The following is a 23,609-nucleotide window of genomic DNA, read 5'->3' on the forward strand; positions in this document are numbered from 1 at the left end:
CGGGTCCCGCCCCCGATCCCCCCCCCCCGGCGGGGCCCCCCCCCCCGGCGGGGGGGGGGGGTGGGGGGGGGGGGGCCCCCCCGCCCCCCCCCCCCCCCCCCCCCCGGGGGGGTGGGGGGGGGGGGGGGGGCCCTGTTCCAGGCGCCGCGCTGCTTGGCTACCCCTCACCCCAGCCCTCTCCCCGGAGGGGAGAGGGAGCAGATCATGATCTACGATATCCGCCACGTCACGACGTTCGACTACGGCGCGAGCGTGAAGTTCGCGCGGTGCAATCTGCGGTTGAAGCCGATCGACTGGCCGGGTCAGCGGCTGGATAGCTACGCGCTGTCGGTGCATCCGGCTGGGCGGACCAGCCCGGCGCGCGCGGAGGCGGGACTCGCCAATGTCACGCGACTCGTGGTCGACAGCCCGGTGCGGCATCTGACGATCGAGAGCCGGTCGCGGATGACGGTCGACCGGCTCGTCCCCGTCCCGGACGCGAGCGATCCAACGCTCGCAGAGATCGCGGCGATGGCGCGGGCGAGCACCGACCTCTCTGCGGCGAGCCCGGCGAATTACATTTATCCCTCGCCGCTGATCCCGCTCGACCAGGCGATCGCGGACTATTGCGCGGTGGATCTCGATCCTTCCCGGGGCGCACTGGAAGCCGGAATCGCGCTCGCGCGGCGGATCCAGGTGGAGTTCGAATTCGACGCGGACGCGACGTTGGTTGATACGCCGCCGCACGAGGCGTTCCTCCAGCGCAAGGGCGTGTGCCAGGACTTCGCGCAGATCATGATCACGGGCCTGCGCGCAGCGGGACTGCCGGCGGCGTATGCGTCGGGGTATATCCGGACGATCCCACCCGAGGGTCAGCCGCGGCTGGTCGGGGCGGATGCGACGCATGCCTGGGTGTTGCTGTGGTGCGGGCCGGTGCGCGGCTGGGTCGGGGTCGATCCGACTAACGGGATCTGGATGGCAAGCGATCACATCGTGATGGCGGTCGGGCGGGACTATGCCGAGATCGCCCCGGTCGACGGGGTGGTGCTCGGGTCGGGCGCGCAGAACATGGACGTCAGCGTCGACGTCGCGCCTTTGGATGAGACAGTTCAGGCGTAACTTCCGAAATCCGTTCTCCCGCGAAAGCGGGAGTCCAGGGCCACGAACGTGATCCATTGTTACCCTGGGCTCCCGCTTTCGCGGGAGAACACGGTGGGTCTGGAATGTAGCGGCGTTACTTCTCGTCGTGCGGGTTCGGATACGAGCCACCGCCGCTCTCGCCGCCCTTGTCCTTGGCCGGCGCGTTGTTCACGCCGTCCTTCTCCTTCGCACCGTCGTCGTTCTTGGGCACGCCCTGCATCGGTTGTTTGTCGGTCATGATCGTTCCTCTCGTGCTACCAAACACCCCGCGCGCAATTGCGTTGCGCTGCGCACCGCCCCACATAGACGCGCAAGTTAGAATGGGGACGTAAGTGGCCGATCCGTACAAGACTCTGGGTGTAGCGCGCGACGCGACCGAAGCCGACATCAAGAAGGCGTACCGCAAGCTCGCGAAGGAGCTTCATCCCGATCGCAACAAGGACAATCCGAAGGCGTCGGAGCGGTTCAGCACGGTGACCAACGCGTACGACCTGCTGAACGACAAGGACAAGCGCGCGCGGTTCGATCGCGGCGAGATCGATGGCGACGGCAATCCGGCGTCGCCGTTCGGCTTCGGCGGCGGCGGCGGGCGACCCCAGCCCGGCGGCGGCTTCCGCAGCGAAGGCTATGAGAGCGGCGCCGGCGGTGCCGACATGAGCGACATCTTCGAAGGCTTGTTCGGTGGCGCGCAACGTGGCGGTGGGGGCGGGTTCTCCGGCGGCTTCGGGCGTCGGCCGCAGCCTAAGGGTGAGAATGCCGCGTACCGCCTTCAAGTCCCGTTCGTCGAGGCGGCGACGCTGGAGCCGCAGCGCGTCACGCTCGCCGACGGCAAGACGCTCGATCTCAAGCTCCCCGCCGGGGTCGAGAGCGGCACGCAGATGAAGCTGGCCGGCAAGGGCGAGCAGGGTCCGGGCGGCGCGGGCGATGCGATCCTGACGATCGAAATCCAACCGCACAAGTTCTTCACACGCGACGGCGACGACGTCCGCCTCGACCTGCCGATTACGCTCGCCGAGGCGGTGCTGGGCGGCTCGATCAAGGCACCGACGGTCGACAAGCCGGTGATGCTGACCATCCCCAAGGGCACGACCTCGGGCAAGACGCTGCGCCTCAAAGGCAAGGGTTTTCACAAGAAGGGCGGCACGCGGGGCGACCAGTTGGTCACTCTCATGATCGACATTCCCGCCAGCGATGCGGCGCTGACCGCGTTCATCGAAAGCTGGGACGGTCGCGAAGCCGGGAACCCGCGGGGGGCCATGGGCGTCTGAACCCGTTGTGAATGACAATACCCTAACGCCCGAAGCGCGCGCGCACGATCATGGTGCGACGCGCGCCCGTCTCACTCGCGGCATGGCGAAGGTCAGGCCAGGCAGCTACGCGTTCGAGATCGTCAAGCGGGCGGCCGTCGGCGTGTTCAACGATGGTTTCATCCACGCGGGGAACCTCGCCTATCTCGCGTTGATGACGGTGTTCCCGTTCTTCATCGTCGCCGCCGCGATCCTGTCGATCTTCGGGCAGAGCGTCGAGACGGTGCGCGCGGTCGAGTCGTTCCTCAACGTCCTGCCGCCCAACGTCGGCGACCTGTTGCGTAAGCCGATCGCCGACGTGCTCGCTGCGCGGACCGGGTCGCTGTTGTGGCTTGGTGCGCTGGTCGGACTGTGGACGGTCGGCAGCTTCGTCGAGACGATCCGCGACATCTTCCACCGCGCGTACGGGATCAAGGCGACCGCACCGTTCTGGAAATCGCGGCTCGGTTCGTCAGCGGTGATCATCCTGTCCGTGGTGATCGCGCTGCTGTCGTTCCTCGTCCAGGGCATCCTCACCGCGGCCGAGCAGTTCATCTATCGCCTCGTCCCCTTCGCGCAGGACGCCGCCGGCTGGGTCGGGCTGTCGCGACTCATCCCCGGCCTGCTCATGTTCGGCGCGCTGTACCTGCTGTTCTACTCGGTCACCCCGTCGCGCTATCGCTATTCGAAGTGCCGTAAATGGCCAGGCGCGCTGTTCACGACCGCCTGGTGGGTCAGCGCGACCGCGTTGCTGCCGGTGATCCTGTCGCGGCTCGGCGGCTACGACCTGACCTATGGCAGCCTGGCGGGTGTCGTCATCATGCTGTTATTTTTCTATGTCATCGGGCTCGGTCTCGTATTCGGCGCGCATCTCAACGCAGCACTGGCGGAACCACCCGAAACAACGCTAGAGCAGCCTGCTACGGATATGCAGGTATAGGCGGGGACGGCGTGAACGGTTTGATGGCGGGCAAGCGTGGGCTGATCATGGGCTTGGCGAACGACAAGTCGCTGGCCTGGGGGATTGCCAAGAAGCTGTCCGAGGCGGGCGCGGAACTCGCGTTCAGCTACCAGGGCGAGACGATGGAGAAGCGAGTCCGCCCGCTCGCCGAGCAATTGGGCGTGGCGCGGCTGTTCGATTGCGACGTGTCGGACATGGGTACGCTCGATGCGACCTTCGACAAGCTTGCCGAGGAATGGCCGACGATCGACTTCGTCGTCCACGCGATCGGCTTTTCGGACAAGAACGAGCTGCGTGGGCGGTTCGTCGACACCAGCCTCGACAATTTCCTGATGACGATGAACATCTCGGTGTATTCGTTCGTCGCGGTGGCGCAGCGCGCGGCCAAGATGATGACCGAGGGCGGCGCGATGCTGACGCTCAGCTATTACGGCGCGGAGAAGGTCATTCCGCATTACAACGTGATGGGCGTGGCGAAGGCGGCGCTCGAGACGAGCGTGCAGTATCTCGCGGTCGATCTGGGTCGCGACAACATCCGCGTGAATGCGATATCGGCGGGGCCGATCAAGACGCTGGCTGCGAGCGGCATCGGTGATTTCCGCCTGATCCTGAAGTGGAACGAGCTGAATTCGCCGCTGAAGCGCAACGTGACGATCGACGACGTCGGCGGCGCGGGGCTGTATCTGCTGAGCGACCTGGCTTCGGGCGTCACGGGCGAAACTCACCACGTCGACGCCGGCTACAACGTGATCGGTATGAAAGCCGAAGACGCCCCCGATATCGCCTTGGTATAGAGTTCGGCGATGCCCGTGATCTTTTCCGATCGTGGGTTTCGCTTCCATTTCTACTCAAGCGAAGGCGATCCGCGCGAGCCTATGCATGTGCACGTCGCAAAGCGCGGTGAGGGTGATGCGAAGTTTTGGCTTTATCCCGAAGTGGCGATGGCCGATAACCGTGGACTGGATGCACGCACCCTGCGATGGCTCACCGAGCAGATAAGCCTTCGCAGGCCAGAGATCGTGAGCGCATGGCATGAGCATTTCGGTACGCCCGACGAGCGTTGAATTCGACGAGGACCAGATGTGGGTCCGGCTCGACGATGGCCGCACGTTGGGTGTTCCGCTCGCCTGGTATCCACGATTGCTGCACGGCTCACCCGCCGATCGGGGCAAAGTCTGGATCAGTCCGAGCGGCTTGCACTGGGACGAGCTCGACGAGGACATATCGGTCCAGGGCCTGATTGCCGGTCGCGGTGACATGACACGCACGAACCGCAACGCCGCATGAGCTTCAATACGTTCGGACGGTTGTTCCGCTTCACCACCTGGGGCGAGTCTCATGGGCCTGCGCTGGGTGCGATCGTCGACGGGTGCCCACCCGGCATTCCGCTGACCGAAGCCGATATCCAGCCCTGGCTCGACAAGCGTCGCCCCGGCACCTCGCGCTTCACTACGCAACGGCGTGAGCCAGATACGGTTCGCATCCTCTCGGGCGTGTTCGAGGGGCGGACGACGGGGACGCCAATCAGCCTGATGATCGAGAATGTCGACCAGCGCTCGAAGGACTATTCCGACGTCGCCAAGGCCTATCGCCCCGGCCACGCCGACTATGCCTATGACGCGAAATACGGGTTTCGCGATTTCCGAGGTGGCGGCCGCTCCTCCGCGCGCGAGACTGCCGCACGCGTCGCCGCAGGAGCGGTCGCGCGGCTCGTCGTCCCGCAAGTCCGCGTCCGCGCATGGGTCGAGGCGATCGGTGGCGATGCGATCGATCCGGCCAACTTCGACGACGCGCAGATCGACCAGAACCCGTTCTTCTGCCCCGATGCCGAAGCCGCACTCCGTTGGGAGGCGCTCGTCGACGCCGCGCGGAAATCCGGCTCGTCGCTCGGCGCGGTGATCGCGTGCAAGGCGACCGGCGTGCCGGCCGGATGGGGGGCGCCGCTCTACGCCAAGCTCGATTCCGAACTCGCGTCGGCCTGCATGAGCATCAACGCCGTCAAGGGCATCGAGATCGGCGACGGGTTCGCCGCCGCCGCGCTGTCAGGCGAAGCGAATGCCGATCCGATGCGGCCGGGCGTCGATGGCCCCGAATTCCTCGCCAACCATGCGGGCGGGATCGCCGGCGGGATCGCAACCGGCCAGCCGATCCGGCTTCGCGTCGCGTTCAAGCCGACCAGCTCGATCCTGACCCCGGTCGAGACGATCAGCCCGACCGGCGAGGCCGCGACGATCGCCACCAAGGGACGGCACGACCCCTGCGTCGGCATCCGCGGAGTCCCCGTGGTCGAGGCGATGGTGGCGCTCGTCCTCGCCGACCAGGCGCTGCTGCATCGGGGCCAATGCGGCTGACGTCGGAACCTATGCAGGACTGAAGCGCTTGCTCTTCAATAACATAGGAGAGCGAAATGCGTATTCTGACTTCGATCGCAGCAGCAGCGTTGATCATTCCGGGCGTTGCAATGGCACAGACGAGCACCGGCGGCTCGATGGGCGGCACCACGGGTGGTACGATGAGCGGCGGTACCATGGGCGGTTCGACCGCAGGTAGCACGACCGGCGGCATGTCGACCGGCACGATGGATCAGGCCAACCCCTCGACCAGCACCCGTTCGACCACGACGACGCGCACCCAGCGTGGCACCAAGGCTCGCAGCCGTACGCGCGGTACGACGTCGGGCACCACGAGCGGCACCGGCACGACGGGTAGCACCATGTCAGGCACGACCGGTAGCACGATGGGCGCCGACACGATGGGCGGCACGACTGGTACGACGGGCACCATGGGCGGCACCACCGGCACGATGGGTGGCACGACCACCGGGACGATGGGTTCGACCACAGGCGGGACGACCGGCACGACCACCCCGCGCTGATCCCACCGTCTTACAGTAACTGAAAAGCCGGGCGAGCAATCGCCCGGCTTTTTTCGTATCAGTCCGAGAATGGATCGCGGACAAGGATCGTATCGGCACGCTGCGGGCTGGTCGACACCAACGTCACGGGGCAGCGGATCAGCTCCTCGATCCGGCGGATGTACTTGATCGCCTGCGCCGGCAGGTCGGCCCAGCTGCGCGCACCGGCAGTCGTCTCCTGCCAACCTTCCATCGTCTCGTAGATCGGCTCGACCAGCGCCTGGTCCGCCGCATGCGCCGGGAAGTAATCGAGCGTCTCGCCCCGCAACTTGTAGCCGGTGCAGATCGATACGGTCTCGAACCCATCTAGCACGTCGATCTTGGTCAGCGCGATCCCGGTGATGCCGCCAACCGCCGCCGCCTGGCGCACCAGCACCGCGTCGAACCAGCCGCAGCGACGTTTCCGCCCGGTGACGGTGCCAAACTCATGGCCACGGACGCCGAGACGCTCGCCGGTCTCGTTCTCGAGTTCGGTCGGGAACGGCCCCGAGCCGACGCGCGTCGTGTATGCCTTGGCGATGCCGAGCACGAAGCCGACCGCCGATGGCCCGAGGCCAGACCCGCCGGCTGCGGCGCCTGCGATGGTGTTGGACGAGGTGACGAACGGATAGGTGCCGTGATCGACGTCGAGCAATACGCCCTGCGCACCCTCGAACAGGATGCGCTTGCCGGCCGAGCGCGCGGCATTGAGATCGCGCCATACAGGCTTGGCGAACGGCAGCACGAAACCGGCGATCTCGCGCAGTTCCGCGATCAGGCGTGCGCGATCGATCGGCGGTTCGCCGAACCCTGCACGCAGCGCGTCGTGATGCGCGGTGAGACGATCGAGCTGCGGCCCGAGATCGTCGAGATGCGCGAGATCGCACACGCGGATCGCGCGGCGACCGACCTTGTCCTCATATGCAGGTCCGATGCCGCGGCGGGTCGTGCCGATCTTGCCGGCGCCGCTCGCATCCTCGCGCAGACCGTCGAGGTCGCGGTGGAACGGCAGGATCAGCGCGCAGGTGTCGGCGATCCGCAGCGTCTCCGGGGTCGCTACGACGCCCTGTGCGCCCAATCGCGCGATCTCGTCCTTCAGTGCCCAAGGATCGAGCACCACGCCATTGCCGATGAACGACGGCGTGCCGCGGACGATGCCCGACGGGAGCAGCGACAATTTGTACACGTTGTCGCCGACGACCAGCGTGTGGCCGGCATTGTGGCCGCCCTGGAACCGCACGACCATGTCGGCACGCTCGGCGAGCCAGTCGACGATCTTGCCCTTGCCTTCGTCGCCCCATTGCGCGCCGATGACTGCTACGTTGGCCAAACTCTATCTCCTGAGATTACGCGCAGCGACTACAGCGCGCGGGGCTCGCCTGCTACCCATAGATGCGTGCAGACTTGTGCTTCGGGGGTGTCGCCGGCGTCGAGTGCGGCGACGGTAACCCAGCCTTGCGCGCGCATCGCTGCGCCTTCGCTGGCGGGCGTGCCGAACGGGAGGAAGAGGCGGCGGCGGTCGACGGTGGCGACACGCTCGACCAAGGCGTCGGCGAACAGCGAGAAGCCGGTAGCGGCTTCCTCTGCGCCGTTCTCGTGAACCACGGTATAGGTGCCACCGCGACCAACTTCGCGTGCGCTGCCGTCGGCAAAGAGCGAGAAGCCGAGCCAGGTTTGGTACTCGAAGCCGTGCCGCTCGGTCGGATCGAGCGTGAGCGCGACGCGGCCGTCGAGTGCCTCGGCGATGCGCGCGAGACCGTCAAGGCGCGAAGCCAGCGCACCGGTCGTGTCGAACGCACGGAGGCGGTCCATCGCTTGATCGAACGGCCCTGCGGCCTCGATCAGCGGAAGATAGGCGGGAGCAAGAGCAGCGACGGCGCCGGCGTCCTTCGCGTCGAGGCGGTCACGCAGGGTGGCGATCTGCTCAGGTGCGACGGGGAGCGGGCCGGCGGCGAGTGTCGGCACGAGGTCGGGGAGCGTGAAGTCGATCGACGCGCCAGTGACATCCGCGGCGGCGACCATGTCGACCGCGACCGCGACGAGTTCCTGCGCGGCGGCGACCGAGTCCAAGCCGATCAGCTCGCAGCCAATCTGCCGGGTCTCACGCGCGGGCGCGAGCTGTGACGCCCGCAGCTTAAGCACCGACCCCGCATAGCTCAGCCGAACCGGCCGAGGGTGGTGCCCCATCCGCGTTGCCGCGATCCGCGCGACCTGTGCGGTGATGTCCGGCCGGATCGCCAGGGTCCGCTGCGACACCGGATCGACGAAGCGCACTGCGTCGTGGAGGCCGCCAGCCTTCAGTCGCATCTCAAGCCCATCGGCGAATTCGGCGAGCGGCGGATCGACGCGCTCATAGCCGTTGAGACGGGCTGCTTCGAGCACGCGGGCCTCCAGCGCCGCTGCCGAATCGGCGAACGGGGGGAGGCGATCCCGGAAACCTTCGGGGAGGAGTGCGGTCACTGCTGAACCTCCGGTGCTGGAGCTGCAATAAGCGCAGCAGAAATGACGCACCAGACTCCGTCCATCTCGGACATGATGTCGGCGTTGCTGAACCGTATCACGCGATATCCCTGTCTTTGGAGCCAATCCGTTCGGCTTGCGTCGCGCGCTTGGTCACTATGCGTATCCCCGTCAACCTCGATGACGAGTTTCGCGTCGCGGGCGGCGAAGTCGGCGATGTAAGGGCCGATGACGAACTGGCGAGTGAATTTTGTGTTGCTTATCTGTCGACCACGCAGGTGACGCCAGAGCTTAGCCTCCGCAGGAGTCGGCTCCCGCCGCATCCGCTTGGCGCGATCGAGAAGTAGGTCGTCGACCTTCACTGCTCCCTCTCCCCCTTCCGGGGAGAGGGTCGGGGTGAGGGGCGCCGCGAGCGATGCCCCTCCCAACTACCCCTCACCCAACCCTCTCCCCGGAGGGGAGAGGGCTTAAGCAAGAAGCCTAACAGGCTTAGAAGTTGAGGCCCATTGCGGTCTTCACGCCGGGGAGCGCGCGGACCTTGGTCAACAAGTCCGGCGTCACAGCTTCGTCGACTGAGAGCAGCAGCACCGCCTCGCCACCGGCCGAACGACGGCCAAGATGGAACGTCCCGATGTTCACCCCAGCCTCGCCCAGCGCCGTCCCGAGACGACCGATGAACCCCGGCGCATCCTCGTTGACGACATACAGCATCGGCCCGGCCAGATCAGCCTCGATCTTGATCCCCAGCAGTTCCACCAACCGCGGTGCTGAATCACCAAACAACGTGCCCGCCACCGAACGCTCACCATCCTCGGTCTTCACCGAGACGCGGAGCAGCGTATGGTAATCCGCCTCACGCTCGGTGCGAACTTCACGCACCTCAAGACCACGCTCACGCGCCAACACCGGTGCATTCACCATGTTGACGGTCGCGGTCTGCGTCTGGAGATAGCCCGCCAGCACCGCACTCACGATCGGCTTGGCGTTGAGATCGGCCGCCGCGCCCTCGGTATGCACCGAGATTCGCGACACCGCGCCCGTCGTCAATTGACCGACCAGCGACCCGAGCTTCTCCGCTAACGCCATGTACGGCTTCAGCTTCGGCGCTTCCTCGGCCGACAGCGACGGCATGTTGAGCGCATTCGTAACGCCGCCCGACATCAGGAAATCGGCCATCTGCTCGGCGACCTGGATCGCGACGTTGACCTGAGCCTCCGTCGTCGATGCGCCGAGATGTGGCGTGCTGACGAAGTTCGGCGTGTTGAACAAAGGCGATGCCTTGGCGGGTTCTTCAACGAACACGTCGAGCGCAGCGCCGCCGACCTGGCCAGAATCGAGCGCCGCCTTCAGCGCGACCTCGTCGATCAGGCCACCGCGCGCGCAGTTGATGATCCGCACGCCCTTCTTGGTCTTGGCGAGCGCCTCGGCCGAGAGGATGTTGCGCGTCTGGTCGGTCAGCGGCGTGTGCAGCGTGATAAAATCGGCGCGCGCGAGCAGTTCGTCGAGCGTGACCTTCTCGACGCCGATCTCGATCGCCCGCTCGGGCGTCAGGAACGGATCGAACGCGACGACTTTCATCTTGAGGCCGCGCGCACGGTCGGCGACGATCGAGCCGATATTGCCCGCCCCGATCAGGCCGAGCGTCTTCGACGTCAGCTCGACACCCATGAAGCGGTTCTTCTCCCACTTGCCGGCCTGCGTGGAAGCGTCAGCTTCCGGGAGTTGCCGGGCGAGCGCGAACATCAGCGCGATCGCGTGCTCGGCGGTGGTGATCGAGTTGCCGAACGGCGTGTTCATCACGACCACGCCCTTCGCCGACGCGGCGGGGATGTCGACGTTGTCGACGCCGATCCCGGCGCGGCCGACAACCTTCAGGTTGGTCGCGTGCTCGAGGATTTCCTTGGTCACCTTGGTCGAGCTGCGGATCGCGAGGCCGTCATACTCGCCGATCATCGCCATGAGTTCGGCAGGCGTCTTGCCGGTGATCTCGTCGACCTCGACGCCGCGCTCGCGGAATATCTGCGCCGCACGGGGATCCATTTTGTCGGAAATGAGGACTTTTGGCATGGGATTGCTCCTGGGAATTCGGTGAATTGGGCCGCGTCCCTATTCCAACTCCCCCGTCATCCCGGCGGAAGCCGGGACCCACGGTAGCGGTTCGCTTCATGAGCGAATGCTCCGTGTCCATGGGTCCCGGCGTGCGCCGGGATGACGGAATGGGGCAGTTGTTGGAAGGAAGACGTAAAAGACGCGGTAGCTAGTTAAGCCGCCTTGGCAGTCGCGTAGGCCCAGTCGAGCCAGGGGCCGAGCGCCTCGATATCGGCAGTGTCGACGGTCGCGCCGCACCAGATCCGCAAGCCCGGAGGCGCATCGCGGTAACCCGCCACGTCATACGCTGCGCCAGCCTTTTCGAGCGCCGCCGCCATCGCCTTGATCAGCGCCTCGTCCGCACCCTCGACCGTGAGGCACACGCTGGTCTTCGACCGCGTCGCCGGATCGACCGCCAGATGCCCCAGCCAGTCGCGCTCCGCGACGATCTTGTCCAAAGCAGCAGCATTCGCATCCGACCGCTTGATCAAGCCGTCCTCGCCCAGCGACTTCGCCCATTCGAGGCTGAAGATCGCATCCTCGACCGCCAGCATCGACGGCGTGTTGATCGTCTCGCCCTTGAACACGCCCTCGGTGAGCTTACCCTTCGAGACTAGGCGGAACACCTTCGGCAGCGGCCACGCGGGCGTGTAGCTCTCCAAACGCTCGACAGCGCGCGGCCCGAGGATCAGCACGCCGTGCGCGCCCTCGCCGCCGAGCACCTTCTGCCACGAAAAGGTCGCCACATCGATCTTCGTCCAGTCGATATCGTAGGCGAACACGCCGGAGGTCGCATCGGCGAAGGATAGACCTTCGCGGTCGTCCGGGATCCAGTCCGCGTTGGGGACGCGCACACCGCTGGTGGTGCCGTTCCAGGTGAACAGCACGTCGTTCGACCAGTCGACCGCGTCCAGGTCGGGCAGTTGGCCGTAATCGGCGCGCACCACCGTGGGGTCGATCTTGAGCTGCTTGACCGCATCGGTCACCCAGCCTTCGCCGAAGCTTTCCCACGCCAGCGCGGTGACGGGCTTCGCGCCCAGCATCGTCCACATCGCCATCTCGTACGCGCCGGTGTCGGAGCCGGGGACGATGCCGATGCGATGCGTATCGGGGAGCTTGAGCAGTTCGCGCATCAGGTCGATGCTGTACTGGAGGCGGGTCTTGCCGATCTTCGAGCGATGCGAGCGACCGAGCGAATCGGTGGCGAGCTTGTCCGCGGACCAACCGGGAGGCTTCGTGCAGGGACCGGAGCTGAAAAAGGGACGAGCCGGCTTCGTAGCGGGCAGCGCAGGCGCACCTGTAGCGGGTACGTAGGTCGTATCAGTCATGTATCTCTCCTCACAGAGAGCACGCGCGGCGTTGGGACCGCGTGGCCCGTCGCCGGCCCTAACGGCGTTCGCGTGGGTGTCAACCGCGTTCGATTGCAAGCGCGTGGCGACGGGACTCGCCCCACCGCGCGCCAAACTCGCTCCGTCACCCCGGGCTTGTCCCGGGGTCCACCGTGCCGCACGGCCTTAGGCATGGGGGACAAGACGATGGACGGATGCCGGAACAAGCCCGGCATGACGGAGTGGTTGGGAATCGTTTTTCTGGCCCTCACGCTTGCCGCCTGCGGACGCGCAGATCGCCCCACGGCGCCGACCAAGACCCGCCCCAACCTCTCCGTCCCCAGCAGCCGCGAGACCGCGCAGTGCCTCGCCGACCTTCGCGAGTTGCACGTCTCGTTCCAGGTCCTCCCCGACCGCGAGACCGGGCCCGGATGCGGCCTGAACGGTACGGTGAAGCTCGTCGACATCGGCGTACCCGTCGCAAACCTCACCGCGGTCCGCTGCGGCGCGGCGCGCGCGTTCATCGGCTGGACGCGCAACGCGGTCGCGCCCGCCGCGTACCAGATGCTCGGCAGCGAACTCGCGCGGATCGACAGCATGGGGAGTTACGCGTGTCGCAACGTCGTCGGCTCCGCGCGTAACACCAGCCGCCGCTCGGGCCACGCGATCGCCAACGCGATCGACGTCGGCGGGTTCGTGCTGAAGGACGGGCGGCGAATCACCGTGCTCAACGACTGGAACTCGTCCGACCCGCAGGTCCGCCAGTTCCTCCAGACGATCCGCGCGTCGGCGTGCAAGCGGTTCGGCACGGTGCTCAGCCCCGACTACAACGCCGCGCACCGCAACCACCTCCACCTCGAAGACGACCGCGCCAATTTCTGCCGCTAGCGCACCGCTCTAGCCCTCCCCCCGCGTTTCCTCTAATCGCGCCTGAATGACCGATACACGAGTACCATCGCGCGTTTTTCCGAACGCCAGCCAGGATGCCGAGTCCGCCCGAGACTCCGTTTCCACACCCCAGACGCAGCACCCGCATTACCGGCTCGCCTTCCAGGACATGGATTTCCTGTTGCGCGAAGACCTGCGGCCGGTGCGGTTCCAGCTCGAACTGCTGAAGACCGAACTCGTCCTCGACGAGGCGAAGATCGGTTCGACCTTCGTGTTCTACGGCTCCGCGCGCATCCCCGAGCCGTCGAAGGCGCAGGCCTTGCTGAAGCTCGCGACCGACGAGAAGTCGAAGAAGATCGCCGAGCGGCTGGTCGAAAAGTCGAAATATTACGACGTCGCGCGTGAGCTTGCGGCCAAGGTCAGCGTGCTGCCCCGCGACGAGCGTGGCTGGCGGCAGTTCGTGGTGTGTTCGGGGGGCGGTCCGTCGATCATGGAAGCCGCCAACCGCGGCGCGGACGACGTCGGTGCCGAGTCGATCGGGCTGAACATCGTCCTGCCGCACGAGCAGGCGCCGAACCCGTATGTCACGCCGTCGCTGTCGGTGCAGTTCCACTATTTCGCGCTGCGGAAGATGCACTTCCTGCTCCACGCCCGCGCGCTCGCCGCGTTTCCGGGTGGGTTCGGGACGTTCGACGAACTGTTCGAGCTGCTGACGCTGATCCAGACGGGCAAGATCCAGCCGATCCCCGTGCTGCTGTTCGGGCGCCAGTTCTGGGAGCGGGTCGTGAACTTCGACGCGCTGGTCGAGGAAGGCGTCGTCAGCGAGAAGGACCTCGGGATCTTCCGCTACGTCGAGACCGCCGACGAGGCCTGGGACGCGGTCCAGTCGTTCTACCGCGAGCGGGCGGAGAAGGAAGCCGCCGAGGGCTAAGCTTTCCCTTTTCCCAACTACCACCACTCCGTCATCCCGGCGCACGCCGGGACCCATGGACACGGAGCGTCCGCTTATGGAGCGCACGGCAACCGTGGGTCCCGGCTTCCGCCGGGATGACGGAGTGGAGCGGGATGGGAACGTAGACGGCGCCCCTAATCTTGGCCCCATTCTTCCCCAACAAGGGGGGAGGGTAAGGCGCCGCTGATCATCCCCGCCAGTAGCAATTACTTCTCCGAGCGGGCGCCCTTGCGAGCTGCTTCCGGATCCACCGACGGCGCACCCGACGCGGGCGTCCCGGTGTTCGCGATGTCCGCAGTCGGCGCGCCCTTCGTAGCCGCCGCTTCCGCCGCATTCGCCGTCGCCGGTTGATCCTTAGCCGCCGCATCCTTGCCAGCCGCCGGAGCAGCGCCAGCCGCAGGTGCCGCCGGCAACGGCAGGTTCGAGCCCTGCTGGTTCAGATACAGGATCACGTTCGCCCGGTCCTGCGCATTGCCAAGCCCGGCGAACGTCATCTTCGTCCCCGGCGCGAACTTGCGCGGCGACGTCAGCCACGCGTTCAGCTTGTCGAAGTCCCACTTGCCGCCGATCCCGGCCAGCGCCGACGAGAAGGCGTACCCCGCCTTGCCCTTGGCGATTTCCTCGCCGACCGTGCCGTACAGGTTCGGGCCGACGCCGTTCGCGCCGCCTTGGTTGATGGTATGGCAGGCGGCGCACTTCTTGAACACTTCGGCGCCCTTGGCGGCGTCGGCGGTCGGCAGCAGCGAGGCGATCGGCACTTCGGCGGCCGCACCCTCGCCGCCCTCGGCAACGACGCCCTCGATCGCATAGCCCATCTTCTCGGGGCGCTCGCCGTGGAACATCATCCCGCCGACGATCGACAGCCCAAGCGCCGCACCACAGCCTGCGAGCACCCAGCCGGCGATCGTATTGGTCCGATTGTCCATCTTGTGCATCCGCCCTGTTCTGTTTGGGATAGCCATAGAAAACGCGAGCGCGCACCGCAAGCCGCGCTTGAAGGGCGGGTGTATGGCGGGCGGCGGCGCTTTACGCGGCTTGAACAGGCAGGCAGCGCGCTTTAGGCGCTCGGCGCATGGAAAACTTCGCCGCACCCGCCCGCCCGATCGTCGCGCGGATGACCGACGCCGCCGCCGCCGAGCCCGCGCGCGCCGTCGCGTTCCAGGGTGCACCGGGCGCGAACAGCCATGTCGCCGCGGTCGAGGCGTTCCCCGACGGCCTGCCCCTGCCCTGTTTCGATTTCTCCGACGCGATCGACGCGGTGAAGGACGGCCGCGCCGATTGCGCGATCATCCCCATCGAGAATTCGCTGCACGGCCGCGTCGCCGACATTCATTTCCTGCTCCCCGAATCGGGGCTGGTGATCACCGGCGAGCATTTCCTGCCGATCCGCCATGCGCTGATGGCATGCGGCCCGCGCGACGGCATCCGCAAGGCGATGAGCCATCCGCAGGCACTCGGCCAATGCCGGCATTGGCTGAAGGCGCACGGGATCGAGCCGGTGAGCTATCCTGATACCGCCGGCGCGGCGGCAGTGGTGGCGGAGTTGGGCGACCCTGCGATCGCCGCACTCGCGCCGCCCGCCGCTGCGGCGCTATATGGCCTTGAGCTGCTCGCGACGGATATCGCCGATGCGGACCACAACACCACGCGGTTCGTCGTGCTGGCGCGCGGCGGCAAGCCTCCCGCGGCGCAGGATCCGGTCGGCGGCGAATGGATGACGACGCTGATCTTCGAGGTCAGGAACGTCCCCGCCGCGCTCTACAAGGCGGTCGGCGGGTTCGCGACCAACGGCGTGAACATCACCAAGCTCGAAAGCTATCAGCGCAACGGCAGCTTCTCCGCGACGGAATTCTATGCGGACGTGGTCGGCAAGCCGGGCGACGCTAACCTCGACCACGCGCTGGAGGAACTGGGGTTCCATTCGAAATGGCTGCGCGTGCTAGGAACGTATCGGCAGGCACGATCGCGGGGGTGACCATACGGGGGGAGTGCTAAACCCCCGTTCGTCCTGAGCGAAGTCGAAGGAAATGCCCAAAACGACGGTGCTTCGACTTCGCTCAGCACGAACGGAAATTAGGCGTTTGACGGGCCGATTTAATTAGCTGCCGGCAACCTCAGCCGCACCAGCAACCCACCAAGATCCTCGCTCTCCTCGAGCGCGACGGTCCCCTCGTAAATCTCCGCCACATCACGCACAATCGCCAGCCCGAGCCCCGTCCCCGGCTTACCCGTATCCAACCGCACACCCCGATCGAAGATACGCACCCGCTCCTCTTCCGGAATACCGACCCCGTCGTCCTCCACCAGGAACTCGACGAAGCCCGACTGCGCGCCGACCGTCACGAACACGCTACCGCCACCATATTTCGCCGCGTTCTCGATCAGGTTACCGAGCATCTCGTCGAGATCCTGCCGCTCGACATGCACCTGCAACCCACGCGGCCCGGTCACGTCGATCCGAACATGCCGGTACAGCCGGCCGACAGCCCGCTCGACCGACTCAAGGCTCGGCCAAACATCCGCACGACTATGCGCAGACCCACGCCGCCCGACAGCCCGCGCCCGCGCGAGGTGATGGTCGACCTGCCGCCGCATCGTCCGCGCCTCGCGGATGACCGTGTCGGCGAGGTCGTCCGACTGCGCCGTCGCCGCGTTCATGATCACCGTCAGCGGCGTCTTCAGCGCGTGCGCGAGGTTGCCGGCATGCCGCCGCGCCTCCTCCGCCTGTCGCTCGTTATGCTCGATCAGCGCGTTCAGTTCCTCGACCATCGGCGCGACCTCGACCGGCATGGCGCTCGACACGCGGTTCGACTGCCCCGCGCGCATCCGCGCGATCTCCTCGCGCACCCGCCGCAGCGGCCACAGCCCATAGAATGTCTGCAACGCGGCCATCACGATCAGCCCGAGCGCGAGCAGCGCGAAGCTCCGCACCAGCGTCCGCCGCAACGTCGTAATCTGCGCATCGAGCCCGTCGCGGCTCTGCGCCACCTGGAACCGCCAATGCACTTTCGACCCGGGGATCACCGCATCGCGCTCGACAACGCGGAGCTTCTCGTCCGGAAACTGCGTACTGTCATAGAAATGCGCGTTGCGGTCGTCATGCGTGCCGCCGAACGCGAGCCGGCGGTCCCATAGTGAACGCGACGGGAAATCCTCGCGACCCTTGCCCGACACCTGCCAGTACAGCCCCGAATACGGCTCGACGAAGCGCTGGTCGGCCGCCGCCTCACGCGAGAAGATCACCTCGCCGTCAGGGCCGATCTCGGACGAATTGAGCAGCGACCGCAGCACATATTCCAGCTGGTCGTCGAAATTGCGCGTCACCGCTGCCGACAGCACCCGGTCGAGCGCGAACCCGCCGCCGCTGAGCAGCACGCCGATCCACACCGCCGCGATCAGGATCATCCGCCGCGACAGCGATCCCTTGACCGCGGCGGGCACGCGGATCGGCCCGTCCGCTATCGGCGTGTCTGTGACCGGCGCGCTGTCCATCGTCAGCCGATCAGGCGTCCGGATCTTCGAGGCTGTAGCCGAGCCCGCGGATCGTCGTGATCACGTCCTGGCCGAGCTTCTTGCGGATGCGCGTCACGAACACCTCGATCGTGTTCGAATCACGATCGAAATCCTGGTCGTAGATATGCTCGATCAGCTCGGTACGGCTGACGACCTTGCCCTTGTGATGCAGCAGGTAGCTCAGCAGCTTGTATTCCTGCGCGGTCAGCTTCACCGGCTCGCCGGCGCGCGTCACCTTGCCGCTGCGCGTGTCGAGGCGGATGTCGCCCGCGGTCAGCTCGGACGAAGCATTGCCCGACGCCCGACGGATCAGCGCACGCAGACGCGCGATCAGCTCCTCGCTCTGGAACGGTTTCGCCACATAGTCGTCCGCGCCCGCATCGAGGCCCGCGACCTTGTCCGACCAGCTGTCGCGCGCGGTCAGCACCAGCACGGGCATCGTCTTGCCCTCCTTGCGCCAGCGATCGAGCACCGTCAGCCCGTCGATCTCGGGCAGGCCGAGATCGAGCACGACCGCGTCGTAATTCTCGGTCGAACCAAGGAAATGCCCTTCCTCGCCATCGACCGCGAGATCGATCGCATAGCCGGCCCCTTCCAGGGTATTCTTCAATTGCTGGCCGAGATTCGGCTCGTCCTCGACGATCAGAACGCGCATGACAATCCTCTCGATTACAGTGTTCAGCGACCCGTTCGGCCGACGATCTGGCCGTTACGACCATCGACGTCGACCCAGATGACGGTTCCATCGCGCAGGAATTTCAGCGTGTAAATGGCGCTGCCCGAATCATAGTCGGAGCCGAGATACTGCGCACCCCGCATCGTCGGGATCACGCGCGACTCGATCTCGCGCAAAGACGGCGCTCCGGTCTTGCGCGCCTGCAACGCCGACATCTGGTCGCTGCGGCGCTGCGGGGGTTCGCCCGCCAGCATGGGGGCGGCACCCATCAGGAACGGCGCAGCGGCCAGGGTTGCAAGGAAAAGCAGCATCTTCATGGCGGTGGCATAGGCCTCCCGCATTGAACAGCCTGTGAATGATCGCGACAGGCCGCCGACAGCACGAAGCCCGCGCGGTGTAACTTGCCTGCATCACTTCGCACCCCTACGTGGCGCGAACATGGCAGCACCAATCTTAGCATTCGAAGGCCTCGGACTCGTCCAGGGCTCGGGATGGCTCTTTCGCAATCTCGACATCCATATCGGACCGCGCGACCGGCTCGCGCTGATCGGCCGCAACGGCGCCGGCAAGACGACCTTGCTCAAACTGCTCGGCGGCAGCGTCCAGGCGGACGAGGGGCGCCGGACGATCGTCCCCGGAACCCGCGTCGTGATCCTCGAGCAGGAGCCCGATCTGCGCGGCTTCGCGACGCTGCGCGATTACGTGATGGCGGGCGACGATGCGCCGGTGAACTACGAGGCGGATTCGATCGCCGACCAGCTCGGCATCGACCTGTCGCGCGAGGCGGCTTCCGCGTCGGGCGGCGAGCGACGCCGGGCGGCGATCGTCCGCGCGCTGTCGCAGGATCCCGACGTGCTGCTGCTCGACGAGCCGACCAACCATCTCGACATCGGCGCGATCGAATGGATCGAGGACTGGCTCAAGCGCTTCCGCGGCGCGTTCGTCGTGATCAGCCATGACCGCACCTTCCTGACTCGCCTCACCAAGCAGACGCTGTGGCTCGATCGCGGCGCGATCCGGCGCGCGGAAATCGGCTTTGGCGGGTTCGAGGCATGGACCGAGCAGGTGTACGCCGAGGAACAGCGCCAGGCCGAGAAGCTCGATGCGCGGTTGAAGCTGGAGGAGCATTGGCTGCTCCGCGGCGTCACCGGGCGGCGCAAGCGCAACCAGGGCCGTCTCACCAAGCTGCACGAGATGCGCGCCGAACGCGCCTCGATGATCGGGCCGCAGGGCTCGGCGAACCTGACGACCGCCAGCGACGACACCAAGTCGAAGGTCGTCATCGACGCGAAGAACGTCACCAAGGTATACGGCGACCGCACGATCATCGGCGACCTGACGCTTCGTGTAACCAGAGGAGACCGCATCGGCATCGTCGGCCGCAACGGCGCCGGCAAGTCGACGCTGCTGAAGCTGCTGACCGGCGAGATCCAGCCCGACAGTGGCACGATCAAGCTCGCCCAAACCCTGGATGCGGTGGTGATCGACCAGCAGCGCAGCCTGATGGCCCACGAGAAGACGGTCCGCGAAGTCGTCGTCGACGGCGGCGAGTGGATCGACGTGCTCGGCGTTCGGAAGCACATCCACGGCTATCTGAAGGACTTCCTGTTCGACCCCAACATGGTCGACGCGAAGATCGGCTCGCTGTCGGGTGGCGAGCGGTCCCGCCTGCTACTGGCGCGCGAGTTCGCTAAGCCGTCGAACCTGCTGGTGCTCGACGAGCCAACCAACGATCTCGATCTCGAGACGCTAGACCTATTGCAGGAGGTGATTGGCGATTACGACGGCACCGTACTGATCGTCAGCCATGACCGCGACTTCCTCGACCGGACCGTGACGATCACGCTCGGCCTCGACGGCTCGGGCACAGTGGATGTCGTCGCAGGCGGCTACGAGGACTGGGAAAAGCGTCGCGTCTCGACGACGACCGGCAAGCGCGCCTCGAAGAAGGTCTCGGCCACCGCGCCGCCAGCCGCCGCCCCGCGTGCGAAACTGACGTACAAGGACCAGCGCGATTACGAGTTGCTGCCCAAGCGGATCGAGGAACTCGACGCGCAGATGGCAGCCGATGCGGTCAAGCTTGCCAAGCCGGACCTCTATATGCGCGACAATGCGACGTTCGCCAAACTGACGAAGGCGATCGAAACCGCTCGCGCCGAAAAGGAAGCGGCCGAGTTACGGTGGCTTGAGCTTGCCGAAATGGTCGAAGGGGCGTCCTGAACAGGTTGAACCGGAATGAGTTTACGCTGGAACTCATTGACAAATGTTGCGTTGCGATGCATGGGACTACGACTATTTTGGAGATATTTATGAAGCTTAAGGCCCTTACCGGCGGCGCACTCGCCGTTGCAATGATGACCACCTCGGTTGCAGCGTCGGCTGCTCCGGCAGCACTGTCGGTTTCGAACGCACGTGTTGGTTCGGCAACGACCAGCAAGAGCGAACTCGCTGGCGGCGGCGGCATCTTCGCAATCCTGATCGCAGCTGGCGTTGCAGCCATCGGCGTCATTGCGATCGTCAAGGACGACAACTCGGACAGCAACTGATGTTGCCGGGCCGGTGCTTCGGCACCGGCCCATCGTTTTGAGATTACAACGCCTTGCCAGCGCGACCGGCTAGATCGACGACATACTGCCACGCGATACGGCCCGAGCGGCTGCCACGACGCGTAGCCCAACCGATGGCTTCGCCCGGTTCGAACTCCAGATCATGTGTCGCCGCATAGGCCGCAACGATCGCCAGATACCCGTCCTGATCAAGCGCATGGAAGCCGAGGCTCAGACCGAAGCGGTCCGACAGCGCGAGATGGTCGTCCGCTGAATCGCGCGGATTTATCGCACTTTCCTGTTCGGCGATGTCTCGCGGCGCCAGATGTCGGCGATTGGCGGTAACTAGCAATCGTACATTGGCAGGCCGGGGTTCCGCCCCACCCTCCAGCATAGACCGAAGCGCACGCGCCTCTGCCGGGACGTCGAACCCGAGGTCGTCGACGAATACGACGAATGCGCGCCTCACCTGCGCCAACGCCGCGAACAGCGTCGGCAGCCCGGCAAGCTCGGTGACCTCGACCAGCGCGATATCGCCGCCCGAACCCTGCACGTCCGCCACCGCACTTTTGACGAGCGCCGACTTGCCGGTTCCCCGTGCGCCCCACAGCAGGACGTCCTGCGCGGCATGACCCGCCGCGAGGTGGCGCAGATTGGCCAGCAGCGACGCCTTCTGGCGATCGACACCAATAAGCATATCGAGCGGCAACGGCGCAAACCCGCGCGCGGGCTGGAGCACCCCACCACGCCAGACGTACGCAGAATGGGCGCGCGGATCGGCAGCCGGTGGTGGCGGTGGCGACAGTCGCTCGAGTGCGGCGGCGATGCGGTCCAGCGGATCGGTCATGCGCGGCTTCTGACGGTACGCCTTCCCAGAGGCAAGGGTTCCGAAGGCAGGACCGGTAGCGTTCAGCCAAGCTGGCGGCGGTGGCTCGCGATTACCGCATCGCCCGGCGCGAGTCGGACCGCCTTGTCGAGCAGTTGGCGCGCACCATCACTATTCCCGCTCGCGGCGAGGGCGACGCCGTAAGCGTCCGCCGCGGCCGCGTTCATCGGCGCGAGGCTGTACGCAGCCTTGCCATAGCGCACCGCGATGGCGCCATCGTCGCTGCCGGCATAGGCGAGCGCCAAGTCGATCAAGACGCCACCATCGCGATTGCCGACCCTCCGCCGCACGCCTTCCAGCGTTTCGATCGCCTTGTCCCAATCCCCAGACGCGACCTGCCAATGCCCCAGCAGGCGCAATCCGGTCAGGCTTTGCGGGTTCTGCGACAGATACAGCGCCAGCGAGGCCGCTGCGTCCTGCGCGCGCCCAGCCCGGCCAAGCGCATCGACCAGACGCAACATCGTCGGTTCGTCGAACGATAGATCCGCCGCCCGCGCAAAGACGCCGGCCGCCTCGGGATAGCGCCCGGCAACACCCAGTGCGTCCCCAAGCGCCAGTTGCGCGGCAGGTGCGCCGGGGCTCGCCGTGACGAGCGCACGCGCTCGAGCAATTGCGCCGGCAGTATCCCCACGCGCGATCTGGCCGCGGATCACCCCCAGCACATAGGTCGGGTCGTTCGACGCAGCATCGGCCACGGCCAACAATGCGCCCACCGAATCGTCCGTACCGAAGATTGCAGAAGGCGCCGTCCGCCCCCCCGCCGCACGATCGAGGAATTGCGCCGCGGTTGACGTATCCGCGGTCGCCTCGAACGCCCGCGCGATCGTCGTCAGCGCGTAACTGTCCGCATCGGCGCGCATCCCGATCGGCCGCAGCACGCCCAGCGCGCCCTGCGAGTCCCCAGACCGAAGCAGCGCCGCGCCCAGCAATCGGCGCGCCGTCACGTTGAGGGGCTGGATCGCGACCAACTGTCGCCACGTCACCGCCGCCTGTTCGAACTTGCCTTCCGCATAGTCGAGACTGCCCGACAGCAGCATCGCCCCCGGCAAACCGGCAACCGCGCCACCGGTTCGCTGCAGCAGCCCGCGCGCCAGATCGACGCGTCCTGCGCGCGCGGCCAATACCGCCTGAAGGTACAATGCCTGCGGGCTGCCCGGCCGCGCCAACAGCGCGCGACGCGTCGCCGCCAGCATATCGGCATTCCGCCCCGCCTCGCCCAACGTCGCCGCATATTCGATCAGCGCGGGGTGATAATAGGCGTCGCGCTGCAACGCTGCCTCGAACCACGGCAGCGCGGCAACGAGCCCGTAGCGGCTGCGAATGACCTCCCCCTGCAGCGTCAGCGCCGCAGGTTCGCCCCGCGCCAGCGTCACCCCGCGCGCCGCCGCGACCGACGCACCGCCGACATCGCCCGCCGTCAACCGGATACGGCCGAGATCCGTCCACGCCGCGCCATCGGTAGGCGCCTGCTGGAGCAGCGCCCGAAGCACCGCCTGCGCCTCTACCGGCTTGCCTTGCGACGCCAGCGCCCGCGCCTGGATTCGCGCAGCGTACCCGGTATATCGCGGTTGCGCCTGCGCCGCCTCGTCGATCGCGCCATCAGGGTCGCCCTGTAGCAATCGCGCATGTGCCTGAAGCTGATGCAGGCGATCCGCGGGCAACCCCGCATCGGTCGCCCGCGCCAGTTCCGCCTCCGCTGCAAGCCCGTCGCCGAGTTCGAGATACGCGCGCGCCAGTACCGCATGCGCGATCCCCAGCGTCGGGGCAGCTTTGATCGCGGCCTGCGCGTTGGTCCGCGCGGCACTGTAGTTTCCTGCTGCCAGCGTCGTCAGGCTGTCGACCAGCGACCGACGCGCATCTGGCCGTGGCGGACGGGTCGCGAGGGCGATCGCGATACCGACGATCAGCAGACACAGGATGCCGATCGCAACTAGGCGTGTATATCTCGCGGTAACGACGCTGCGCATTTTCAGGCGCCGCCGCCGGCCCCGGCTCAGCAACGGATACCGATGC

At 66.5% G+C, this 23,609-nt stretch carries 25 protein-coding genes; 13 read left to right on the top strand and 12 right to left on the bottom strand.

The window, feature by feature from the left end; translation table 11 throughout:
* The first annotated feature begins 204 nt into the window (after positions 1-204).
* Entirely contained in the window at positions 205-1,098 is an 894-nt protein-coding gene (locus O6X71_RS10800) for a transglutaminase family protein (RefSeq protein WP_353465895.1), read from the top strand.
* Positions 1,099-1,213: 115 nt separating this feature from the next.
* Here O6X71_RS10800 and O6X71_RS10805 read toward each other — a convergent pair whose 3' ends face one another.
* The gene (locus O6X71_RS10805) at positions 1,214-1,357 is read right to left on the bottom strand and encodes a hypothetical protein (RefSeq protein WP_353465896.1); all 144 of its coding nucleotides are present in this window, start codon (positions 1,355-1,357) and stop codon (positions 1,214-1,216) included.
* 94 nt (positions 1,358-1,451) lie between these two features.
* On the opposite strand from O6X71_RS10805, the gene O6X71_RS10810 reads away from it, so the two are divergent.
* From O6X71_RS10810 to O6X71_RS10840, 7 genes are all read left to right on the top strand, one after another.
* On the top strand, positions 1,452-2,387 hold the full coding sequence (locus tag O6X71_RS10810) for a DnaJ C-terminal domain-containing protein (protein ID WP_353465897.1): 936 nt from the start codon (positions 1,452-1,454) through the stop codon (positions 2,385-2,387).
* Positions 2,388-2,469: 82 nt separating this feature from the next.
* Positions 2,470-3,345, top strand: coding sequence for a YihY/virulence factor BrkB family protein (locus O6X71_RS10815; protein ID WP_235518308.1), 876 nt, complete (start codon positions 2,470-2,472; stop codon positions 3,343-3,345).
* An 11-nt stretch (positions 3,346-3,356) separates the two neighbouring features.
* Positions 3,357-4,160 (top strand): enoyl-ACP reductase FabI, encoded by an 804-nt coding sequence (fabI, locus tag O6X71_RS10820; protein ID WP_353465898.1) that lies wholly within the window; start codon positions 3,357-3,359, stop codon positions 4,158-4,160.
* A gap of 9 nt (positions 4,161-4,169) precedes the next feature.
* On the top strand, positions 4,170-4,430 hold the full coding sequence (locus O6X71_RS10825) for a DUF4160 domain-containing protein (RefSeq protein ID WP_107951924.1): 261 nt from the start codon (positions 4,170-4,172) through the stop codon (positions 4,428-4,430).
* Positions 4,399-4,653 (top strand): DUF2442 domain-containing protein, encoded by a 255-nt coding sequence (locus tag O6X71_RS10830; protein ID WP_208622480.1) that lies wholly within the window; start codon positions 4,399-4,401, stop codon positions 4,651-4,653. The genes O6X71_RS10825 and O6X71_RS10830 overlap by 32 nt, the downstream gene beginning before the upstream one ends.
* Complete coding sequence (gene aroC / locus O6X71_RS10835; RefSeq protein WP_353465899.1) at positions 4,650-5,717, top strand: chorismate synthase; 1,068 nt, start codon at positions 4,650-4,652, stop codon at positions 5,715-5,717. Before O6X71_RS10830 ends, aroC begins: the two co-directional genes overlap by 4 nt.
* Positions 5,718-5,773: 56 nt before the next feature.
* A complete protein-coding gene (locus O6X71_RS10840) occupies positions 5,774-6,241 on the top strand; it encodes a hypothetical protein (protein WP_353465900.1) in 468 nt (155 codons plus the stop codon).
* A gap of 58 nt (positions 6,242-6,299) precedes the next feature.
* Here the strand turns inward: O6X71_RS10840 and O6X71_RS10845 are convergent, their stop codons facing one another.
* From O6X71_RS10845 to O6X71_RS10865, 5 genes are all read right to left on the bottom strand, one after another.
* Positions 6,300-7,589, bottom strand: coding sequence for an adenylosuccinate synthase (locus O6X71_RS10845; RefSeq protein WP_056061123.1), 1,290 nt, complete (start codon positions 7,587-7,589; stop codon positions 6,300-6,302).
* A gap of 29 nt (positions 7,590-7,618) precedes the next feature.
* Positions 7,619-8,719 carry an ATP phosphoribosyltransferase regulatory subunit gene (locus O6X71_RS10850; protein WP_353465901.1) on the bottom strand — a complete coding sequence of 367 codons (1,101 nt, stop codon included), beginning with the start codon at positions 8,717-8,719 and terminating at the stop codon, positions 7,619-7,621.
* The gene (locus tag O6X71_RS10855) at positions 8,716-9,081 is read right to left on the bottom strand and encodes an endonuclease domain-containing protein (RefSeq protein WP_353465902.1); all 366 of its coding nucleotides are present in this window, start codon (positions 9,079-9,081) and stop codon (positions 8,716-8,718) included. Before O6X71_RS10855 ends, O6X71_RS10850 begins: the two co-directional genes overlap by 4 nt.
* Before the next feature lie 127 nt (positions 9,082-9,208).
* A complete protein-coding gene (gene serA, locus O6X71_RS10860; RefSeq protein ID WP_353465903.1) occupies positions 9,209-10,786 on the bottom strand; it encodes a phosphoglycerate dehydrogenase in 1,578 nt (525 codons plus the stop codon).
* A gap of 194 nt (positions 10,787-10,980) precedes the next feature.
* On the bottom strand, positions 10,981-12,135 hold the full coding sequence (locus O6X71_RS10865; protein WP_353465904.1) for a phosphoserine transaminase: 1,155 nt from the start codon (positions 12,133-12,135) through the stop codon (positions 10,981-10,983).
* Positions 12,136-12,369: 234 nt separating this feature from the next.
* Between O6X71_RS10865 and O6X71_RS10870 the strand changes: the two genes are divergently transcribed.
* On the top strand, positions 12,370-13,023 hold the full coding sequence (locus O6X71_RS10870) for an extensin family protein (RefSeq protein ID WP_435368483.1): 654 nt from the start codon (positions 12,370-12,372) through the stop codon (positions 13,021-13,023).
* A 46-nt stretch (positions 13,024-13,069) separates the two neighbouring features.
* Positions 13,070-13,954 carry a TIGR00730 family Rossman fold protein gene (locus O6X71_RS10875; RefSeq protein WP_056484830.1) on the top strand — a complete coding sequence of 295 codons (885 nt, stop codon included), beginning with the start codon at positions 13,070-13,072 and terminating at the stop codon, positions 13,952-13,954.
* Positions 13,955-14,181: 227 nt separating this feature from the next.
* Here the strand turns inward: O6X71_RS10875 and O6X71_RS10880 are convergent, their stop codons facing one another.
* Complete coding sequence (locus tag O6X71_RS10880; RefSeq protein ID WP_056485279.1) at positions 14,182-14,901, bottom strand: c-type cytochrome; 720 nt, start codon at positions 14,899-14,901, stop codon at positions 14,182-14,184.
* Between the two features lie 146 nt (positions 14,902-15,047).
* On the opposite strand from O6X71_RS10880, the gene O6X71_RS10885 reads away from it, so the two are divergent.
* Positions 15,048-15,950, top strand: coding sequence for a prephenate dehydratase (locus O6X71_RS10885; RefSeq protein WP_353465906.1), 903 nt, complete (start codon positions 15,048-15,050; stop codon positions 15,948-15,950).
* Between the two features lie 119 nt (positions 15,951-16,069).
* On the opposite strand, the gene O6X71_RS10890 is transcribed toward O6X71_RS10885, so the two are convergent.
* From O6X71_RS10890 to O6X71_RS10900, 3 genes are all read right to left on the bottom strand, one after another.
* Complete coding sequence (locus O6X71_RS10890) at positions 16,070-17,380, bottom strand: sensor histidine kinase (protein ID WP_056485281.1); 1,311 nt, start codon at positions 17,378-17,380, stop codon at positions 16,070-16,072.
* A 97-nt stretch (positions 17,381-17,477) separates the two neighbouring features.
* Entirely contained in the window at positions 17,478-18,143 is a 666-nt protein-coding gene (locus O6X71_RS10895; RefSeq protein ID WP_056061146.1) for a response regulator transcription factor, read from the bottom strand.
* Between the two features lie 23 nt (positions 18,144-18,166).
* A complete protein-coding gene (locus tag O6X71_RS10900) occupies positions 18,167-18,481 on the bottom strand; it encodes a hypothetical protein (protein ID WP_056061812.1) in 315 nt (104 codons plus the stop codon).
* Between the two features lie 121 nt (positions 18,482-18,602).
* On the opposite strand from O6X71_RS10900, the gene O6X71_RS10905 reads away from it, so the two are divergent.
* Both O6X71_RS10905 and O6X71_RS10910 read left to right on the top strand, forming a co-directional pair.
* A complete protein-coding gene (locus O6X71_RS10905; protein ID WP_353465907.1) occupies positions 18,603-20,384 on the top strand; it encodes an ABC-F family ATP-binding cassette domain-containing protein in 1,782 nt (593 codons plus the stop codon).
* 89 nt (positions 20,385-20,473) lie between these two features.
* The gene (locus O6X71_RS10910) at positions 20,474-20,710 is read left to right on the top strand and encodes a hypothetical protein (protein ID WP_353465908.1); all 237 of its coding nucleotides are present in this window, start codon (positions 20,474-20,476) and stop codon (positions 20,708-20,710) included.
* A 43-nt stretch (positions 20,711-20,753) separates the two neighbouring features.
* On the opposite strand, the gene O6X71_RS10915 is transcribed toward O6X71_RS10910, so the two are convergent.
* The gene (locus tag O6X71_RS10915; RefSeq protein ID WP_353465909.1) at positions 20,754-21,557 is read right to left on the bottom strand and encodes a DUF815 domain-containing protein; all 804 of its coding nucleotides are present in this window, start codon (positions 21,555-21,557) and stop codon (positions 20,754-20,756) included.
* 62 nt (positions 21,558-21,619) lie between these two features.
* Complete coding sequence (locus O6X71_RS10920; RefSeq protein ID WP_353465910.1) at positions 21,620-23,563, bottom strand: tetratricopeptide repeat protein; 1,944 nt, start codon at positions 23,561-23,563, stop codon at positions 21,620-21,622.
* Positions 23,564-23,609: the final 46 nt, after the last annotated feature.

Source organism: Sphingomonas faeni (assembly GCF_040407505.1).
Lineage (GTDB): Bacteria > Pseudomonadota > Alphaproteobacteria > Sphingomonadales > Sphingomonadaceae > Sphingomonas > Sphingomonas faeni_E.

Coding starts and splice junctions, on each gene's coding strand:
- O6X71_RS10800 (WP_353465895.1), top strand. CDS start 205: ATGATCTACGATATCCGCCACGTCACGACGTTCGACTACGGCGCGAGC.
- O6X71_RS10805 (WP_353465896.1), bottom strand. CDS start 1,357: ATGACCGACAAACAACCGATGCAGGGCGTGCCCAAGAACGACGACGGT.
- O6X71_RS10815 (WP_235518308.1), top strand. CDS start 2,470: ATGGCGAAGGTCAGGCCAGGCAGCTACGCGTTCGAGATCGTCAAGCGG.
- O6X71_RS10825 (WP_107951924.1), top strand. CDS start 4,170: ATGCCCGTGATCTTTTCCGATCGTGGGTTTCGCTTCCATTTCTACTCA.
- O6X71_RS10830 (WP_208622480.1), top strand. CDS start 4,399: ATGAGCATTTCGGTACGCCCGACGAGCGTTGAATTCGACGAGGACCAG.
- aroC (WP_353465899.1), top strand. CDS start 4,650: ATGAGCTTCAATACGTTCGGACGGTTGTTCCGCTTCACCACCTGGGGC.
- O6X71_RS10840 (WP_353465900.1), top strand. CDS start 5,774: ATGCGTATTCTGACTTCGATCGCAGCAGCAGCGTTGATCATTCCGGGC.
- serA (WP_353465903.1), bottom strand. CDS start 10,786: ATGCCAAAAGTCCTCATTTCCGACAAAATGGATCCCCGTGCGGCGCAG.
- O6X71_RS10865 (WP_353465904.1), bottom strand. CDS start 12,135: ATGACTGATACGACCTACGTACCCGCTACAGGTGCGCCTGCGCTGCCC.
- O6X71_RS10870 (WP_435368483.1), top strand. CDS start 12,370: ATGACGGAGTGGTTGGGAATCGTTTTTCTGGCCCTCACGCTTGCCGCC.
- O6X71_RS10875 (WP_056484830.1), top strand. CDS start 13,070: ATGACCGATACACGAGTACCATCGCGCGTTTTTCCGAACGCCAGCCAG.
- O6X71_RS10880 (WP_056485279.1), bottom strand. CDS start 14,901: ATGGACAATCGGACCAATACGATCGCCGGCTGGGTGCTCGCAGGCTGT.
- O6X71_RS10885 (WP_353465906.1), top strand. CDS start 15,048: ATGGAAAACTTCGCCGCACCCGCCCGCCCGATCGTCGCGCGGATGACC.
- O6X71_RS10890 (WP_056485281.1), bottom strand. CDS start 17,380: ATGATCCTGATCGCGGCGGTGTGGATCGGCGTGCTGCTCAGCGGCGGC.
- O6X71_RS10895 (WP_056061146.1), bottom strand. CDS start 18,143: ATGCGCGTTCTGATCGTCGAGGACGAGCCGAATCTCGGCCAGCAATTG.
- O6X71_RS10900 (WP_056061812.1), bottom strand. CDS start 18,481: ATGAAGATGCTGCTTTTCCTTGCAACCCTGGCCGCTGCGCCGTTCCTG.
- O6X71_RS10905 (WP_353465907.1), top strand. CDS start 18,603: ATGGCAGCACCAATCTTAGCATTCGAAGGCCTCGGACTCGTCCAGGGC.
- O6X71_RS10910 (WP_353465908.1), top strand. CDS start 20,474: ATGAAGCTTAAGGCCCTTACCGGCGGCGCACTCGCCGTTGCAATGATG.
- O6X71_RS10915 (WP_353465909.1), bottom strand. CDS start 21,557: ATGACCGATCCGCTGGACCGCATCGCCGCCGCACTCGAGCGACTGTCG.
- O6X71_RS10920 (WP_353465910.1), bottom strand. CDS start 23,563: ATGCGCAGCGTCGTTACCGCGAGATATACACGCCTAGTTGCGATCGGC.